We start from the raw sequence: 15,775 nt of genomic DNA on the forward strand, positions 1-15,775 counted from the left end.
TCATTCTCAATAAATTCCCTGTTCGCTCTGCATATTTTTCGATGATCCACCAACCCATTTCTAAGATTGTCAGGTTTTTGATCAGTACGTGAATCTTAAAATCGCCCTGTTTCCAATCACTATTGCATAATAATACGGCTGGCCTATTCTTTGATGTCCCGAAAACACGACACAAGGCTGGATTAAGGCCACTTGTCATTTATGAAAACACAAAACCTCTAACACCAGACTCCTTCCTACAACGCAAGACTCCCATAAACACATTCCATTGAACAATTTAAAACGTCAATGGCATGTCCTTTGCGAAAGGCCGTGTCCAAGAAGCATTTTTTTAAACCTGACTTCTCAATATCTAAACAAAAACAACGAGAGAAAACTCTAAACCCATCAAGACTTAAAGGGATAAGGATAAAATGAAACGAAACCAAACACTATTGTCTTGTATCATTATCATCGGTATACAGACCTTCTCCATATGCTTACTCCCCGTCTCGCCAACTCCTGTAAATTCTGCCGATATCGCATTAGTTCTTTCGTCTTCTTCGCCTGTATCGCCATTGCCTCTGGAAATAATCCCTTCGCAGGAATCTCGCCACAGCGACGATACATTAGCCGCCCTAACCATCTATCTGGAAGCCGGTGGTGAAAGTTTTGCTGGAAAGTTAGCTGTCGCGGCCGTGATTCGGAACCGAATGGCTCTCAAATACCACAGCGATGGCACGGTCAAGGGCACGGTTCTTCGGGCCAAACAGTTTGAACCATGGATGGGACGAAATCCAGAGGAAGTGCAATTCGATCAAACCAATCGAATCATGCAAGATAGTTTATTAGCCTGGATGCTTGTACAAGACGGGCGAAAGGTGGTGGATGGGGCTGTACTGTTTTATAATCCCCAACTGGTCCAGACTCCCCGGTGGGCTCAGGTCAACCGTAAAGTGGCAAAAATTGGCGGACACGAATTCTTTAATAAGCACACCATTTAATTAGTCGCGAACAACAGGCGTTTTTCGCAAATTCCTGGGTCGAGGCGCCCGGGATTCCCCATCCTCAATACGTTTCAACTCTATGCGGAGGTGTCGAATGGCACCGGAATGCACCCGACAGACCCCAGACTCGGTCAGACCCATTTGCCGCCCAATTTCTTTCATCGTCAATCCGGCATGATAATACGATTGAAGCACCTCTTGCTGGCGGGCCGATAATGTCTGTAGGGCCGCTGACAATGCCGCTTTCATTTCTGCATCCGCACAAGCCACAAAAGGGTCCAGATGGTTAACATCCGGCAAAACATCACGGAGGGTACATTCATCTTCTCCCTGCCCAACCGGCTCATCCAGACTAATTAAACGAGGATCACACCCGCCCACTCCTTCTACTTCTTCAATGGGTACGCCCAACAGGGTGGCCAATTCCTGTGTGGTCGGTGGCATCCCATTTTTCTGAAGATGCTCTTCAACTTTTTGTCGCACTTGATCTCGGCGAGATCGCACAGACCGAGGAACCCAATCCATCGACCGAATTTCATCTAACATCATCCCACGAATGCGATATTCGGCAAATGTGCGAAATTTAATATCGCGTGTTGGATCATAGCGCTTCAACGCCGACAACAGCCCCATAGCCCCTGCGCTGGTCAAATCCTCGACATCCAGGGAAAAGGGATTCCTGAATGCCATAATTCCAGCCATCCGACGAATCGTCGGGAGAAACTCTAATAAAATCCGGGTAACATGTTCCTGATCGAGCTGGACCTGTGCTTCCGTATGTTCTGCATTTTTCGGACTAACCGAACCGAGGTGAGACGAGCCGAGTTCTTTAATACCAACTGCTGTCTTTGTGAAAGATTGTGCGTCTTCGTTCATGTTTTGGCCTTTCCAGGGTGACCAAAAAAAGCGCCCAATTCCAGGGAATGGGCGCATGAACGAACGCATGGATCCACCAACACAGTTCGGTAACCAGACGAACCCTGAAACACCAACGTTCTCAGGGTTTCTTGGCTTTGCGCCCTACCCTCACGGATAGTTTGCCCTTGTCACCTGTTGAATTCGTTATTCGATAATTACAACCTCATATAAGTGATGGGTTTTTGAGGTTCCCCGATTAGCGGTCTGCCTTGGATCCCCGGTTTCTCTCCTATTCATCGACCTCTATCTCTATGGAAATGTTATCGGATCCGAGTCAGGGGGAATTAAGAAAATCCCTTGCGTGTTTATGAGAAAACTTGACAAGTTCATACATCGCACAGCATCAAAGACCAACACGAATGGTGAATAGGAACGGATGATCAAAAGCCCAATCACACATTCTTTCCAATGCTCTTCATGACAATCGTGGAACCCTCATTTTAGCCTTAAAAAAAGATTAATCCCGATGATCAAAAACATGGCTGTGGCAATCCAACTGCCAATGATCGGTAATACCGCTCCATTTCGTCCTAAGACAATGCCGACCGAATGTGCAGCCCAGAAAAAAAACCCAATTGCCAGAGTTTGCCCAAGCCCTTTTGCTATTCCAACCTCACGCACACCACTTCCGCGGAGACTCACCGAGATCCCTAACAGTATCATCACCAGAGGAACGAGAGAGTATGCAATTCGAGACCAATAATCAGTTAAAAAACGATGAGGACTATGACCATCTTCTATCAACCTTTGAATATAGTCATGCAATTGATACAAGGACATATGCTCTGGAGACTGAGCTAGCCAATTCTGAAAATCATCAGCCGTGAGAGAGAGAGGCAACGACTGCCGTGGCAGACTATTCACTTGCATACGTTCTTCATCCTGAAATGTTCGCTCAATTGCATGCTCCATTATCCATTCCTCACCAACAAATGTTGCCCATTTCCCTTCAAGAATGCCTTTGAGACTGAAGCGATCGTCAAGCGTGTACTGGTGAATACCATTCAACCGAAACCCATCTTCTGTCACTGAATCAATCCGCATAAGGTGATTGCGTCCCACCCGAAGCCACAGACGTTCTGGAGTAAGTAAAAGGGGTTCTGGTTTATTTTGGATTAAGACCGATTGAACAAATTCAGCTTTAATATTGGCCAGAGGAATCAACACGGCCGTTAAACTCAGACCCACGACACTCACAAGCCCGCCAAAGATAAAAAAGGGAATGGCAATTTGATAAAAACTTAACCCACAACTGCGCATCGCCGTGATTTCACGAGTCCGATTAAGCCCACAAACCGTCAAAATTGACGCCATTAGAGCCGCCAGCGGGGCTAAGAGAAAAGCAATTTCGGGAATTCGATAGACAAAAAAGCTGAAAATAACGGTTAGGTCTGCATCATATTTCAAAAACTTTCTCAATTTTTCAAAAAAATCCACAACCAGATAAATCGTCAGCACGGTCACAAGACACATTAGGAAGACGCGGCTGAACTTCCCAAACACATACCAAGAAATTTTTTTCATGATCTAACTTGCTTGAAAGGATTCTGGATCATTGTTTTCCAGCTTGAAATAGCAGGAATCCTGTGAAGCAGGCTAGGATAATGTTAGGCATCCACGCACCAAAAAACGGAGAGATCACCAAAGTCGTCACGAGAAACTCTCCCAACACATTTAATAAATAAAATCCGATAACCACGCCAACCCCAATCGCAAACCCTCCGGCTTTCCCGGACCGCTTCGACACAATCCCCACCGGGACGCCCAATAACCCCAGCACAAAGGTGGCAACGGGAAAGGCGGTGTCTTTATGAAACTCTACTAATCGACGAAGGGCTCCAGCGTCCGTTCCACCTGATTCCTCCAATTGCTGAGTGAGATTTTGGTAGGTTTTCCGTTTTGTCTTATCTTTCACCGAGGTAAAAGGCGAAGATAGCCAAAAATCATAGGTATCAAAGGTGACCCGATGAAAACTATTGGCATCGTTGGGGATTTGATGAATTGCTCCCTTAAACAATCGAATGCCAAACTGCTGACGTTCGCTCTGTTTCAACATGTGAAAATTCTCCGCCACAATTATCAAGGGTTGTTCCGGATTGCGTTGGTCCGAAATAAAGATTCCCTTACCCCCAGAAGCATTCTCCGAGTGTGGCACATACACCATGAGTCCGGGGATCGGCTCATTAAACACCCCCGAATCAACCGCAAGAGTCAACTCATCTTCAATGACGCTCAGAGCCAAAGTCTTCAATGACACATTGGCCCACGGCTGGCCCCATTGGGAAAGATATACCGTTAAGAGGAATACGATGCCGGAAAAGACCACTACAGGAAGGTTGATTCGCCAGAAACTGACCCCGGCAGCTCGTATGGCAATGACCTCATTGTCAAACGATAGGCGATTAAATGCCGAAATTGAGGCAATCAAGCAGGCAATCGGTAGGGTTAGAACTAAAAAGGAAGGAAGCAAATGCAATACAATAGACCCCAAAGCCGCCAAGCTAATTCCTCGAGATACCACTAAATCCACCAGCCGTAGCATTTCCTTGGTAAAAATGATGAAACACAATCCGGTCAGACTGGTCAAAAATGGGCGAAGCAACTCAAAAAAAATGTACCGATCGAGAAGTCTGATCAAGGTCTTGGACAATTCAAATAAATAGAAAGTGATGATATATGTCGGCTAAGTAGCATGGCCCCTATGCTCATTTTCAATCAAATATCCGGAATAATTAGCTTACAGGCGAATAGTAGGGAATGAATTTCTCCGTGTCATTTATTGACAGATTCTGCAAACTGTGCTACATCCTCTTCGTTTTTGTAATGGGTAAAGAAGTGAGAAGAATATTACGCCGTGAAGCCGAGAGAGGAATGGACTCCTTTTTCGGCTTTTCTTTTTAAACACGCACAACTTTTTTGAAATATATATCCACAAGTACTCTAATGGGGAGGGCCATCATGAGAAGTAAGGGAACGGTAAAATGGTTTAATGATCGGAAAGGTTTTGGCTTCATTCAAGTTGAAGGTGGACAGGATGTGTTTGTCCATTATTCCGCACTTCAGGAAGACGGATTTAAATCTCTAAAAGAGGGGGAATCGGTAGAATTTGACCTAGTAGAGGGGGCCAAGGGTCCACAGGCTGCCAACGTTACAAAATCAGGAATTGGCCAACCATCTTAATTATTGGTAAATCTCTATTGCATTCTCGCCTATTATTTGCTGATGACGAAGGGTGATTTTTTGGGGATATTAGGTCTCAACTTTACTGCAATGGAATAATCTGGAATTCCTGGTCTTTGACTTGTTGTCAAAGAAGGCTAAGAGGTAAATAGTCTGCTAGGACTTTCCTTGACTTCCTTCTTTTTCTCCTGGTAGACTTCGTCGCAAGTCATTGTATTTATTGCATAAATTACAAATTCCACACAACTGCCTCATCAGTATCAGGGGAACAGCATGACAAAAATTTTCGATGTTTTATTTTATGGAAATCCGCTCTATCGAAAGATGTTGACCGTAGAAAGTGGAGCGGAGGACTGGGGAGCAGGACAAACCGAGGATGCCAATATTCCACAGGCACCGGCAAACCTACGCGCTATCCCTGACCACACGCAAATTACCCTGACCTGGGATCCTGTCCCGGAAGCCCTGTATTACAACGTTTACTTCATGACCACCAAGGGCGTTCAAATTAAGCCCAACGAACTAACCAGGCCAGTCGCAGGACAAGAGGATTTCATCCCAAAAGTTGGGATAACCAAAGAAAAAGCCAATTGCATTGAAGGAGCGATCTCTCCTTACGAACATAACGACCTAGCCAATAACTTTTGTTATCACTATGCCATTTCTGTGGTCACCGAAGAGGGTGAAAGTCTATTATCCGAAGAGGTAATGTCCATTCCTTCGCCCTACCTCCCCGTAATGCAAATCGGGTGTGAAGGCGTCGACGATGGAGAATTCAAATCACCAACCGGCATTGCTATAGATAAAGACGGAAATATCTATGTCGGCGATACAGACAATCATTCGATTCAGAAGTTTGACCGAACGGGAAAATTTCTTGCCCGTTGGGGTGACGAACCTGATTCAACCGAAGGAAAATTTTACTATCCACGGGGCATTGCCACATCCCCCGAAGGAGATGTGTATGTGGCGGACAGTGGGAACAATCGCATCCAAAAGTTTGATTCTGAAGGAAATATTATTAATGCATGGGGAAAATTCGGTTTTGCCTGGAGAGGGGCCGAAGCGGGGAAATTTGATGTCCCCTGGGGTGTTACCACCGATTCCCAAGGTAATCTGTTTGTCTCGGATACCAGCAATGCCAGAATTCAAAAATTCCTTTCCGACGGCTCCCCTGTGCTTAAGTGGGGGCGTGACGGGGGATATGACGGCGCCTTCTTTTATCCCCGCGGCCTCGCGGTTGACTTTGTCGGGAATATTTATATTGCCGATGAAGGGAACCATCGCATTCAAAAATTTGATGCACGTGGTAACTTTCTCCTGAAGTGGGGAAAGGAAGGAAATGCCCCTGGCCAATTTAAAGCGCCATGGGGGGTCGCCTGCGACCCTTTAGGATATGTGTATGTCGTCGACAGCGGAAATCACCGTGTCCAAAAATTTGATTCTAGCGGGACCTATCTCACTTCATGGGGAAATCGGGGATTAACTGAGGGACAACTGAATTTCCCGTCAGGGATTGCGGTGGACAAAGAGGGATTTGTGTACGTCATAGACAGTGGCAACCACCGTTTAACCAAGTTTGCCCCAACTGAGGATGAACTCAATCGAGGCAAACAAGAAAAACGGGTTGCCAGCGATCTGACCGCCCCCATCAATCTTGCCGTCAAACCCGGAGATACAGAAAACATCCTAAGTTGGCTCGAAGTTCCCAATGCTGTCAGTTACAACCTCTATTTTAGTACTGAACCAAACCTCACAACAGATACCTCCACAAAGATTGAAGGTGTGACCACCCCATATATTCATAGTGGCCTCACAAATAACACGGCATATTTTTATGCCATGACGTCGGTGACCGAAGATGGAGCTGAAAGCCGGCTATCTGAAGAGCAGACCGCTATTCCGGTTTTGATCGACATTTCGGCACCTCAAAATCCTGACATCGTTATTAATCATGGGGCTTACATGACCAATAGTCCAGATATGGTCGCCACCATCTCAGCTAAAGACGTGGATAGCGGAGTGGCTGCCTATTTCATCTCTGAAAACCCCATGACTCCGAGCGGGACCATGCCTGGGTGGGTGGAAGTGGAACCGGAACAAAAATTTGGAGCCACTATTCCTTTTACCACCTCGCCAACCGATGGCACAAAAACCGTCTACGTTTGGTTTAAAGATGCCAATAACAACGTTTCTGTTCCCGCCAGCACCAACATCCTTCTCAACACGTCTGGGTATATTTGTGCCGCCAAGTGGGGAAAACCAGGCCGTGGAGCTTCACTTCTCCATGGCGGAGAATTTATTAGCCCCCTATACGGCCTAACGATTGATCGCCAAGGGTCATTGTTTGTGGTTGATAACGGTAATAATCGCATCCAGAAATTCGACAGAAATGGTAATTTCATCCTGTTATGGGGAAATTTCGGATCCGCTAATGGAGGGTTCAATAATCCCACAGGCATCGCATGCGATGGGAATGGGAATGTGTATGTGGCTGACACCAATAACCATCGGATTCAAAAGTTTGATGGGAAATTAGGCCATTATATGATGAAACTGGGATCCCGCGGGAATGGCGAAGGACAGTTTAATGCTCCATGGGGAGTGGCGGTCGACCGGGTACGCGGGTACTTGTACGTCGTAGATAGTGCCAACTTCCGGGTTCAAAAATTTGATGAAACCGGAGAATTCATTATGCAGTGGGGAAGCTTTGGGAATGGGGACGGGCAGTTTTATTTTGCGCGTGGCATTGCTGTAGATCAAACAGATGGAACCGTCTATGTGGTCGATATGGGTAATCATCGGATACAAAAGTTTGATACCAGCTCAAACGTCCTCCCCCAATTACTTACCAAGTGGGGCGGAGGCATTGGGCCCGGCCATGCCAGCAGCGCTCAGGCGCAAGAACCGGGACAATTTCGATCACCCTGGGGTGTGGCAGTAGATGAATCAGGAGATGTATTTGTCAGTGATACCGGCAACCAACGCATCCAAAAGTTTGATCGAGACGGTAACTTTATCACCCAATGGGGAGGCTTTGGCTCTCAGGATGGCCAATTCAACTTTCCCTATGGAATTGGAGCTGACTCCAGAGGACACGTCTATTCGGTTGATAGCGGAAATATGCGAGTTCAAGAATTCATTCCGGCAGAGGAAGCCGAAGATCATTTTCAGGAAGAGGAAACGATGGCCTTTATTCCTGAGGCAGCAGAATAGCCACATCGCTCTGGCAGAAACCAGGAAACAACCACACACATTAACAGCAAATGCCAGAGGGTGCAGGGATTACCCTTTGGCATTTTTCATAGTGCCGAACCGGATTCCCGGTATGGGAATACATTGAGCTGCTGGTCCTGAGCAGTCTTGTGTGTTTCTCGCTAAACCCATCAAGTATAAAATAAGGCACATTGACTGCCTTTCAAAAGAAAATTAAGATGAAAGGCATTTTCGCATCCACCATTTGGCAGGGGACGAAATACAAGGCTTAACGCATGTTGGAAAAACAATTACGAATGGGACTCACCTTTGATGACGTGGTCCTGGTGCCGCGCCATTCAAATATCATCCCCTCTGAGGTGGATCCCTCTACCCAACTCACTCGAAATATTCGAATTAATATCCCAATTCTGAGCGCGGCCATGGATACCGTAACCGAAGGGCGATTGGCCATTGCGATAGCACGCGAAGGGGGGATTGGAATAATTCACCGCGCCCTCTCCCCTGACATGCAAGCCTCAGAAGTCGATAAGGTCAAAAAATCAGAAAGCGGTATGATCCTCTCTCCAATCACCATCTCCCCAGATCATACCATTCGCGATGCACACCATCTTATGGCGACCTATCGCATATCGGGAATCCCTGTAACCAAAGATGGGAAATTGGTCGGAATCTTAACGAACCGAGATCTTCGTTTTGAAAACCGTCTGGATCTAAAAGTTTCTCAGGTTATGACTAAAAACAACCTTGTGACTGCCCCTGAAGGCACGGGATTAGACCAGGCCCAGGCAATTCTTCATGAGCATCGCATTGAAAAACTTCCTGTTGTAAATGATCAATTTGAGTTAAAAGGGCTGATTACCATCAAAGACATTCAGAAAAAAATCAAATATCCCTATGCTTGCAAAGATGCGCACGGACGGTTGCGCGTTGGGGCGGCGGTCGGAGTCGGACCGGACGTAGAAGAACGCCTGGAGCGGCTCACAAAAGCTGGAATTGATCTAATCGTTGTCGATACCGCCCATGGGCACTCCCAAAGCGTCCTGGAAAAAGTCAAAGATATTAAATCTCGGTATCCAGACTTGGAATTAATGGCAGGAAATGTTGCAACTTCTGCCGCCACACTGGATCTCATTAAAGCCGGAGCAGATGCTATTAAAGTTGGAGTCGGGCCAGGCTCAATCTGCACCACCAGAATCGTATCAGGAGCCGGAGTTCCACAATTGACCGCAGTTGCGGATTGCGCCACCATCGCCAAAGAACACCAAATACCCTTGATTGCTGATGGAGGCATTAAATATTCGGGAGATCTCACCAAAGCCCTCGCGGCCGGCGCCTCCTGCGTGATGATCGGATCACTTTTTGCAGGAACCGAAGAATCTCCAGGGGAAACGGTATTGTATCAAGGCCGAACTTACAAAGAATATCGTGGAATGGGATCACTGGGGGCCATGGAACGCGGAGGAAAGGATCGTTACTTTCAAGAGGGGCGCGAATCTTCAAAATTAGTCCCTGAAGGCATTGAAGCCCGCGTTCCCTACAAGGGAAACCTTGCGGTCATGGTCTATCAATTAGTCGGAGGGCTGAAGGCAGGAATGGGGTACTGCGGATGTCGAACAATCGAAGAACTTCAACAGAATGCTCAATTCATTCAACTGACCTCTGCAGGGCTGCGAGAAGCCCACGTTCATGATGTGGTAATTACTAAGGAGGCCCCCAATTATAGGGCTGACTAAGATCTGATTCCGTTCCCAAGTCAGTCAGGTCCCCCGTTGACGAATTCCGGCACGCCATGCACTCGCACCACGATACCATTGTCATTCTGGATTTTGGATCGCAGTATACGCAACTCATTGCACGGCGGATACGCGAATTCCACATTTTTTCCGTAATTCTCCCCTCGCAGGCCACGGTTCAGGATATCCTTAACTATCATCCCAAAGGGATTATTTTCTCTGGAGGGCCCGCCAGCGTCACTCAGGCCCATTCTCCGAAAATTGACAGCCAAATCTTTGATCTTGCCATACCCATTCTCGGGATCTGCTATGGTATGCAATTGCTCGCTCATCAATGTGGCGGAACCGTCAACCCCACACCTCATCGTGAATTCGGTCGAGCCGATTTAGCCATTGACGACAACACGAATTTATTTCTAGGTCTCGATCCCACGGTTGCTTTTCCTGTCTGGATGTCCCATGGGGATTCGGTACAACAACTTCCACCTGGATTTCATGTGATCGCCCATACGGCCCATGCTCCGATCGCCGCGATGAAATCCTCCAATGACACCCAACAGCTCTTTGGTATCCAGTTTCACCCTGAAGTCATCCACACCCTTCATGGGTCAACGATTCTTCAAAACTTTGCACGTCATATCTGCCACTGCGAGCCAACCTGGACAATGGGATCATTCATTGAAAAGGCGGTAACAGAAATCCGGCAAACTGTTGGAAACGGCAAGGTCATTTGCGCACTCAGCGGAGGAGTGGATTCCACTGTGGCCGCTGTTCTGGCCCACCGGGCAATCGGCGACCAATTGACCTGTCTCTTCATCGACAATGGCCTCATGCGAAAGAATGAAGTGGCACAATTACAAACAACCTTTGATTCCGCCTATCATCTGAAGGTTCGCATTGCCGACCACGCAGAAACATTTCTGGCAGCACTGGGGCGCACAACAGACCCGGAACGCAAACGAAAAATCATTGGTCGTCAATTCATTAAGGTTTTTGAACAGGAAGCGGTCTCTTTAGGTAAGGTCGGGTTTCTGGTTCAGGGAACACTGTATCCGGATGTGATCGAAAGTCTGAGCGTCAAAGGACCATCGGCAACGATTAAAACACATCATAATGTCGGTGGCTTGCCGAAGCGCATGAAATTCAAACTGATTGAACCTTTTCGAGAGTTGTTTAAAGATGAAGTTCGTCAATTGGGATTGGAATTAGGTCTGCCGGAAGATATTGTCTGGAGACAACCCTTTCCCGGTCCAGGCTTAGCGATTCGCATCATTGGTTCCGTGACCACCCAGCGCCTAGCCATTCTTCGTGAGGCGGATGCTATTGTTCGTGAGGAAATTGAACGAGCCGGACTGTCAAGAATCATCTGGCAATCGTTTGCGGTCTTGCTGCCAATCCAAACCGTGGGAGTCATGGGCGACCAACGGACCTACGAATCAGTGATCGCCATTCGTGCCGTCACCAGTACCGACGGCATGACTGCGGATTGGGGCGTGATTCCAGCAGAGGTATTGGGCAAAATGTCCAATCGGATTATCAATGAAGTTCAAGGGATCAACCGTGTGGTGTATGACATTAGCTCAAAACCGCCAGCAACGATCGAATGGGAATAGATATGATTCAGGCAGAGAAAACAGTCCGTTTACAAAAAATCATCGCCCGTTCCGGAGTCGCTTCCAGACGCAAGGCTGAGGAACTGATCCAACATGGGATGGTCACCGTTAACGGAGAAACCGTCATGACGCTAGGGACCAAAGTTGATCCTGCGGTCGACCACATCAAGGTCGAAGGGCGCCATCTGAAGTCCCGACCTCCTGACATGTTTCTCATGCTTAATAAGCCAGTGGGATACATCTCCACCTTGCATGATCCTGCGGGGCGCCCCACGATTAAAGCCTTGGTTCCGAAACCTTCCATACGGCTATTCCCTGTCGGACGCTTAGATTATGATAGTGAAGGCTTACTTCTGCTCACCAATAACGGTGATATTGCACAAGCCTGCCTTCACCCCGCACACCATGTCCATAAAACATACCTGGTGAAAATTAAAGGTATTTTAGAGGAACCTGAAATCCAAAAACTCCGCCATGGGCTGATGTTGGAAGATGGACTCACAGCTCCCGCCAAAGTCAAAAAGGCCGGAAAAGCGGCGGCTAATTCCTGGGTGGAAATCACCGTCCATGAAGGACGTAAACACCAGATCAAACGAATGTTTGAGCAAATCGGCCATCCCGTGATCCGGTTAAAACGCGTTCAGTTTGGACCTCTGAACCTTGGAACCCTTCCCCCAGGCCAGACGCGATATTTAACAGATAAGGAAGCAAACGACTTACGCCATTTACTCATCGCACCTGAATCGCCAGGTCCGACTGTCCGCCAGCCGAAAGCTGCATTGATGCGCCTATCGAGACCTGCAGCTCAATTACGACCACGCCCCTCAACCCCCAATTCCAACAGAAGCAAGAACATCGCGTCACCTGCCCAAAGGGCTGGCCAACCACAACCATGGACACCAACTCATCCGCCGATTAAGAAAACGGAAAAATTCCCTCCATCCAGACCTGCGGCTCCTTCGCGACCACGCTCACCAAACCCGAATTCTATCAAAAGAAGGAGCACTTCGACGTCTGCGGAAACGATTGGCCAAGCAGGGGCCCACCGATCCAAAGATCAACAGATCAAAAGAATGGAAAATTTTCCTAAATCGGGACCCGCTGGTCAGTTTTGGCCACGCCAGGGAAACCCGAAACCCATCAGGAGTAAGAAGACGATCTCAACCCCTGGCACAAACGGCAATGCACGGCCCCGCCGACCCGGCGTCACATCAAAAAGCCGGTTCAAGTTTAAATCTTAAGCATTTCGAATTCTCGTTTTTATGTTCTGCCATCAAAAGCTTTTAGGCGTTGGAAAGGATTTTTTCGTTGAAACGATCACATCATTGCGGTGAACTCTCCTTAGATAATGTAGGCCAAACCGTGACCTTAGCCGGCTGGGTTGCTAGTCGCCGCGACCATGGCGGAGTGAGGTTCATTGATCTTCGTGATCGCTACGGCCTCACACAAATCGTGTTTGATTCAGAAAAGCAGCCCAATGTGCATCAACTAGCCGATCGTCTCCGCAATGAATACGTCGTGGCCATCACCGGCGAGGTGACATTGCGTCCCGAGGGCTCAGCAAACCCTCATATTCCGACTGGTGCCATAGAAATTCGAAGTACATCCCTCGTGATTCTCAATGAAGCCAAACCCCTCCCCTTTGCCCTCGACGATACCATCACCACCACTGAGGCACTTCGGCTAAAACACCGGTACCTGGACCTTCGCCGGCCAAAGATGCAAGAACTTCTTCAACTCCGCAGTCATGTGTCCCATCTCGTACGGCAATATCTTCATAACAATCAGTTCATAGAGGTGGAAACACCGATTTTAACAAAAAGTACTCCGGAGGGCGCACGAGATTATCTCGTCCCGAGTCGAGTCAACCCGGGGGAATTTTTTGCTCTTCCCCAATCGCCGCAACTCTTCAAACAGATTCTTATGATCGGGGGAACTGATCGTTATTATCAAATTGCCCGATGCTTTCGTGATGAAGACCTCCGGTTGGACCGTCAGCCAGAATTCACGCAAATAGATCTGGAAATGTCTTTCGTCGATCAGGAAGATATCATGCAGTTGATCGAACAAATGGTCAGACTGGTCTTTAAAGAGACGAAGAATATTGACCTCCCCTCCCCATTACCCCGGCTATCCTTTGCGGATGCCATGGGACGTTATGGGACGGACAAACCGGATCTCCGCTTTGATCTGCAATTGCAGGACCTGAGTCAATTCGCCGCAACCTGTGACTTCAAAGTTTTTAAGAGCGCAGTGGAAAACGGCGGGATTGTGAAAGCCCTTGTCATTCACGGTGGCAACGCCTTTACCCGGCAACCGGATTGACAATCTAATTGATACCGCAAAAGAATTTGGTGCCAAGGGGCTCGCCTGGGTCAAAATTAACGGAGAGGGGAATCTGGATTCCTCTATCGCCAAATTCTTTAATCCCCAAACCCTACGTGACGCCCTCCCCTCGGCCAAAACCGGGGACCTGCTCATCTTTGTCGCAGATCAAGCGCCTGTCGTCCACCAAGTCTTAGGACGCCTTCGCCTCCTGCTAGGGGAAGAGCTAGGATTAATTGATCGAAACCGGTGGGAACCGCTATGGGTTATAGATTTTCCCATGTTTGAATTTGACGATACCGCCAAACGATATATCGCTCTGCACCATCCCTTTACGGCCCCTCACTCAGTAGATATGCCGCTTCTGGAAGCCGATCCCCTCCAGATTCGAACACAAGCCTATGACCTGGTTTTGAATGGCTTTGAGTTAGGTGGAGGAAGTATTCGAATTCATGCGCCACAAGTTCAGTCAAAAGTTTTTGACTTGCTCAACATCTCAAAAACGGAGGCTCGTGAAAAATTTGGATTTCTTTTAGATGCCCTGGAATCAGGGGCACCGCCCCATGGAGGCATCGCGCTGGGACTTGATCGATTGGTAATGTTACTCGGCAAGACGGAATCGATTCGAGAAGTGATCCCGTTTCCAAAAACACAGAAGGCTCAATGCCTGATGACCGAAGCCCCCTCCCCCGTCACACCAGAGCAATTACAGGAGCTCTCTATTCGCACGACGGCTAAAAAGCCTGACAACCCGGGTTAAGCGTTCAGCACATCCAGAACAATGGAATGCAATCCCGTCGCCCCAGCCGGTTGTGGTCTCGTGATTTCCGAGGTTTGGATCTTTCCCTTCGTATCTATAGCCCTGACAGACACCATGTGCTTGCCGGGTTTTGGCGGACTCCAATCATAATTCCAAATCACCCAGGTTAAAGGAGACAACGGTGGTTCGATTTCGGCGGACACCCAGGTTTTCTCCTGATCAAAACTCAGTTGAACCTCACTGATGCTCTCCGGTCCCCCATAGGCAATCCCGCGTAATCGCTGTTGAGATCCTTGTAAAGACTGGTAATGACCCGGGCTATCGATGCGGGAAAAAATATGAATGGTCCCATCATCCGTCCAACCTTTTTGTTGCCAGTAGCCAAGGTAGTCGCCGTTATAGACTTCGATTTCCGTAATCCATTTCACATTTTTAATCCCGTAGAGACCTGGAACAATCAGGCGAACCGGAAAGCCATGATCCTTAGGAAGCTTTTCCCCATTCATCAAATAGGCCAACATGACATCATCTTCCATGGCTCTGGCAAATGGAATACTATCGGAATACCCGTCAGATGCTCGAAAAATCACATCACGGGCGGTGTCTTCATCGGCTCCGATGTCTTGCAAAAGTTTTTTAAGGGAAATCCCTCTCCACATAGCGGTCCCCAAACTGCTCCCGCCTGGAAGGGTATCAATACACATCAGGGTCACAGCCTGATCAAAGGATTCCTGATTGAGCAGATCACGCCATTTCATCACCAGAGGGCGTTCCACCGCGCCTTTGACCACCATTTTCCATTGCTCCACATCCAAGTCACGGGTAAAATTATAAGAAGCATCCATGAAATTTACGGTGTAAAATTTTTCGTTTGACGTAAAATAAGTGGTCTCCCGGGGAGGAACCGCAAACATCGACCCCAAATCGCACCCAGGAAAACCCACGCCGATGGTAGCCAATCCGCCAAGTTTGAAAAGGGCCCGACGGCTCAGTGGAAAAGAAAAAGGAGAATTATTTAAAGATGACATAGACATCCTCTCT

General features: G+C 47.9%; 10 protein-coding genes, 1 pseudogene and 1 riboswitch. Of the genes and pseudogenes, 7 read left to right on the forward strand and 4 right to left on the reverse strand.

Features of this window, described 5'->3' with window-relative positions; all coding sequences use genetic code 11:
- The first annotated feature begins 413 nt into the window (after positions 1-413).
- Complete coding sequence (locus tag PP769_RS15785) at positions 414-983, forward strand: cell wall hydrolase (RefSeq protein WP_312641871.1); 570 nt, start codon at positions 414-416, stop codon at positions 981-983.
- On the opposite strand, the gene PP769_RS15790 is transcribed toward PP769_RS15785, so the two are convergent.
- The 3 genes from PP769_RS15790 to PP769_RS15800 form a co-directional block, all read right to left on the reverse strand.
- Positions 984-1,862: a sigma-70 family RNA polymerase sigma factor gene (locus PP769_RS15790; protein WP_312641873.1), complete on the reverse strand. Its 879-nt coding sequence runs from the start codon at positions 1,860-1,862 to the stop codon at positions 984-986.
- 85 nt (positions 1,863-1,947) lie between these two features.
- Positions 1,948-2,038, reverse strand: a riboswitch (cyclic di-GMP riboswitch).
- 301 nt (positions 2,039-2,339) lie between these two features.
- Complete coding sequence (lptG, locus tag PP769_RS15795) at positions 2,340-3,428, reverse strand: LPS export ABC transporter permease LptG (protein ID WP_312641875.1); 1,089 nt, start codon at positions 3,426-3,428, stop codon at positions 2,340-2,342.
- Between the two features lie 28 nt (positions 3,429-3,456).
- Complete coding sequence (locus PP769_RS15800) at positions 3,457-4,542, reverse strand: LptF/LptG family permease (protein WP_312641877.1); 1,086 nt, start codon at positions 4,540-4,542, stop codon at positions 3,457-3,459.
- Positions 4,543-4,862: 320 nt separating this feature from the next.
- Here PP769_RS15800 and PP769_RS15805 point away from each other — a divergent pair, with 320 nt between their 5' ends.
- The 6 genes and pseudogenes from PP769_RS15805 to aspS all read left to right on the forward strand — a co-directional run bounded on the left by PP769_RS15805 (position 4,863) and on the right by aspS (position 14,734).
- The gene (locus PP769_RS15805; protein WP_312641881.1) at positions 4,863-5,084 is read left to right on the forward strand and encodes a cold shock domain-containing protein; all 222 of its coding nucleotides are present in this window, start codon (positions 4,863-4,865) and stop codon (positions 5,082-5,084) included.
- Between the two features lie 273 nt (positions 5,085-5,357).
- Entirely contained in the window at positions 5,358-8,300 is a 2,943-nt protein-coding gene (locus tag PP769_RS15810) for a 6-bladed beta-propeller (protein WP_312641883.1), read from the forward strand.
- Between the two features lie 275 nt (positions 8,301-8,575).
- A complete protein-coding gene (guaB, locus tag PP769_RS15815; RefSeq protein WP_312641885.1) occupies positions 8,576-10,036 on the forward strand; it encodes an IMP dehydrogenase in 1,461 nt (486 codons plus the stop codon).
- Positions 10,037-10,092: 56 nt separating this feature from the next.
- Positions 10,093-11,649: a glutamine-hydrolyzing GMP synthase gene (guaA, locus tag PP769_RS15820; protein ID WP_312641887.1), complete on the forward strand. Its 1,557-nt coding sequence runs from the start codon at positions 10,093-10,095 to the stop codon at positions 11,647-11,649.
- 2 nt (positions 11,650-11,651) lie between these two features.
- Entirely contained in the window at positions 11,652-12,890 is a 1,239-nt protein-coding gene (locus tag PP769_RS15825) for a pseudouridine synthase (protein ID WP_312641889.1), read from the forward strand.
- A 49-nt stretch (positions 12,891-12,939) separates the two neighbouring features.
- A pseudogene (aspS, locus tag PP769_RS19815) lies at positions 12,940-14,734 on the forward strand (aspartate--tRNA ligase).
- Here the strand turns inward: aspS and PP769_RS15840 are convergent.
- Complete coding sequence (locus PP769_RS15840; RefSeq protein ID WP_312641896.1) at positions 14,731-15,762, reverse strand: molybdopterin-dependent oxidoreductase; 1,032 nt, start codon at positions 15,760-15,762, stop codon at positions 14,731-14,733. The pseudogene aspS and the gene PP769_RS15840 sit on opposite strands and share 4 nt — an antisense overlap.
- Between the last annotated feature and the right edge of the window lie 13 nt (positions 15,763-15,775).

Source organism: Candidatus Nitrospira allomarina (genome assembly GCF_032050975.1).
Classification (GTDB): Bacteria; Nitrospirota; Nitrospiria; order Nitrospirales; family UBA8639; genus Nitrospira_E; species Nitrospira_E allomarina.

Coding starts and splice junctions, on each gene's coding strand:
- PP769_RS15785 (WP_312641871.1), top strand. CDS start 414: ATGAAACGAAACCAAACACTATTGTCTTGTATCATTATCATCGGTATA.
- PP769_RS15790 (WP_312641873.1), bottom strand. CDS start 1,862: ATGAACGAAGACGCACAATCTTTCACAAAGACAGCAGTTGGTATTAAA.
- lptG (WP_312641875.1), bottom strand. CDS start 3,428: ATGAAAAAAATTTCTTGGTATGTGTTTGGGAAGTTCAGCCGCGTCTTC.
- PP769_RS15805 (WP_312641881.1), top strand. CDS start 4,863: ATGAGAAGTAAGGGAACGGTAAAATGGTTTAATGATCGGAAAGGTTTT.
- PP769_RS15810 (WP_312641883.1), top strand. CDS start 5,358: ATGACAAAAATTTTCGATGTTTTATTTTATGGAAATCCGCTCTATCGA.
- guaB (WP_312641885.1), top strand. CDS start 8,576: ATGTTGGAAAAACAATTACGAATGGGACTCACCTTTGATGACGTGGTC.
- guaA (WP_312641887.1), top strand. CDS start 10,093: ATGCACTCGCACCACGATACCATTGTCATTCTGGATTTTGGATCGCAG.
- PP769_RS15825 (WP_312641889.1), top strand. CDS start 11,652: ATGATTCAGGCAGAGAAAACAGTCCGTTTACAAAAAATCATCGCCCGT.
- PP769_RS15840 (WP_312641896.1), bottom strand. CDS start 15,762: ATGTCATCTTTAAATAATTCTCCTTTTTCTTTTCCACTGAGCCGTCGG.